The organism is Paracoccus sp. SSK6 (assembly GCF_039770665.1).
Lineage (GTDB): Bacteria > Pseudomonadota > Alphaproteobacteria > Rhodobacterales > Rhodobacteraceae > Paracoccus.
The window spans coordinates 1-1,376 of sequence record NZ_JBDPNJ010000078.1; the positions used below are offsets into that span (position 1 = coordinate 1).

Here is a 1,376-nt window from a genome sequence, read left to right on the forward strand (position 1 = left end):
GTTCTCTAATCGCCTTCGTCAAGGACTGACCTTTCTACGTTTCATCCTGCGCGCCGGGCTCTGTGGTTCTCTCCGCGGTCACCGCGCCGGATGCCGCATGTTTGCGTTCAGGGTCGGGTGGATCGAAGTGGTGTGCGCGGTCTTTGCCGCAGTCTCGGGAACGATCTCACCCGCGCCGCGCGTCCCGGCTGGACGCATTCTGTTGCGCTTATGTCAGCGACGGTGCAGCTGTGCGACTTTAGGCCATCGCTGCTTCCTCCTGGAAGGGCGTGTTGGTGCTCCACATGGCATGTAGCGTTACGGCCAGCTTCCGCGCCAGTGCAACCTTAGCCTTCCGTGGCCCGGTTCTGTCGGCAACTGTCTTTGCCCAGTTGCGCAGGCGGGAGCCGCCAAGCTTCCGGCAGAAGATTGCGTTTGCTGCTTCGAACAGGCATTTCCGGGTAAACCTGTCGCCGCGCTTTGACACCCGCCCGTTCCGGCTGATCTCCCCCGACTCATATCGCTTCGGCGTCAGACCGAGATAGGCGCCTGCGCTGGAGGATCGCCGGAACCGCGCGGCGTCGTCGAAGGCTGCAACAACCGCCATGGCGGTGATTGGTCCGACACCGGGGGCGGTCATCAGCAGCCTGACTGTCGCATGCCGCTTGGCGATCGCACGGATCCGGCTGTCGAGCGCGGCAATACGGGCCAGGATATCACGCCGGGCATGGAGCAAGGTCTCAAAGATGGGGACAAGATCAGGGGCAATTGCCAGTTCCTTTGAGATGATCTCCTCCGCACGCCGCTTGAACCCGCCAACCCGTTTGCCGAACATGACGCCAAAGGTCTTCAGCAGACCCCGGATCTCGTTCTCCAGCTTGACCCGCATGCCAACCAGGGTCTCGCGCGCCGTGAGCATTGCCCGGTTGGCATAGGCCTCATGGCTCTTGATCTGCACTGCCTTGAACCAACCAGTGCGAACGATCTGCGCCAGGCCTCTGGCATCATGCCGGTCGGTCTTGTTGGGCATCATCTTCAACACCCCGTTCGCGTGTCGCGCATCTATGCAGATGATTGGCACCTGCCGTGCGGTCAGCGCGTTCCAGAGCCAGACGGCCAATGGTCCGGTTTCCATGCCGACCCGTTGGAGGCCATCCCCCCGCGCCATCAGCCAAGCGGCGATCCTGTCTGGGCAGGTTGGCACTTTTGCCTCTGCCAGGATCGTGCCGTCCTGACACACCATGCAGATCGCCGTCTCCTCCTGCGACACATCCAACGCAGCAAAAACACCCATCGTATCCTCCATGTGCAAGACTTCGGCGAATGCCAAAGCAACGGAGCCATACTGCCCGAAGCAACCAAAGCAGTGGGGCGTGGCGATTACGCTAAGTGGTGTA

Annotated in this window: 1 protein-coding gene; it reads right to left on the reverse strand. The window is 61.6% G+C overall.

What is annotated here, in order from left to right; all coding sequences use genetic code 11:
• Nucleotides 1-238: 238 nt before the first annotated feature.
• Nucleotides 239-1,376, reverse strand: a 1,138-nt coding sequence (locus AAIL68_RS17405) for an IS110 family transposase (RefSeq protein WP_347141048.1), incomplete at its 5' end; no start/stop codon positions are given.